The 1,263-nt window shown below is 52.7% G+C and carries 1 rRNA gene; it reads right to left on the reverse strand.

The window, feature by feature from the left end:
- Positions 1-12: 12 nt before the first annotated feature.
- Positions 13-1,263 (reverse strand): 23S ribosomal RNA (locus ACP45E_RS05810); the annotation flags it as partial.

Consider the following 1,263-nt stretch of genomic DNA (forward strand, 5'->3'; position numbering starts at 1 on the left):
CTTGGGTGTTGTATGGTTAAGCCTCACGGGCAATTAGTACAGGTTAGCTCAATGCCTCACAGCACTTACACACCCTGCCTATCAACGTTCTAGTCTTGAACAACCCTTAAGGGCACTTAAAGTGCCAGGGAAGACTCATCTCAGGGCTCGCTTCGCGCTTAGATGCTTTCAGCGCTTATCGATTCCGAACTTAGCTACCGGGCAATGCCACTGGCGTGACAACCCGAACACCAGAGGTTCGTCCACTCCGGTCCTCTCGTACTAGGAGCAGCCCCCTTCAATCTTCCAACGCCCACGGCAGATAGGGACCGAACTGTCTCACGACGTTCTAAACCCAGCTCGCGTACCACTTTAAATGGCGAACAGCCATACCCTTGGGACCGACTTCAGCCCCAGGATGTGATGAGCCGACATCGAGGTGCCAAACACCGCCGTCGATATGAACTCTTGGGCGGTATCAGCCTGTTATCCCCGGAGTACCTTTTATCCGTTGAGCGATGGCCCTTCCATTCAGAACCACCGGATCACTATGACCTGCTTTCGCACCTGCTCGAATTGTCATTCTCGCAGTCAAGCGGGCTTATGCCATTGCACTAACCACACGATGTCCAACCGTGTTTAGCCCACCTTCGTGCTCCTCCGTTACTCTTTGGGAGGAGACCGCCCCAGTCAAACTACCCACCAGGCACTGTCCGCAACCCCGATAAGGGGCCAACGTTAGAACATCAAACGTACAAGGGTGGTATTTCAAGGTTGACTCCACTCCATCTAGCGACGAAGTTTCAAAGTCTCCCACCTATCCTACACATGTAGGTTCAATGTTCAGTGCCAAGCTGTAGTAAAGGTTCACGGGGTCTTTCCGTCTAGCCGCGGGTACACTGCATCTTCACAGCGATTTCAATTTCACTGAGTCTCGGGTGGAGACAGCGTGGCCATCATTACGCCATTCGTGCAGGTCGGAACTTACCCGACAAGGAATTTCGCTACCTTAGGACCGTTATAGTTACGGCCGCCGTTTACCGGGGCTTCGATCAAGAGCTTCGACCGAAGTCTAACCCCATCAATTAACCTTCCGGCACCGGGCAGGCGTCACACCGTATACGTCATCTTACGATTTTGCACAGTGCTGTGTTTTTAATAAACAGTTGCAGCCACCTGGTATCTGCGACTCCTAGTAGCTCCATCCGCAAGGGACTTCACCGCCAAGAGCGTACCTTCTCCCGAAGTTACGGTACCATTTTGCCTAGTTCCTTCACCCGAGTT

Source organism: Vibrio genomosp. F10 str. 9ZD137 (assembly GCF_049974785.1).
In the GTDB taxonomy this organism is placed as follows: Bacteria; Pseudomonadota; Gammaproteobacteria; order Enterobacterales; family Vibrionaceae; genus Vibrio.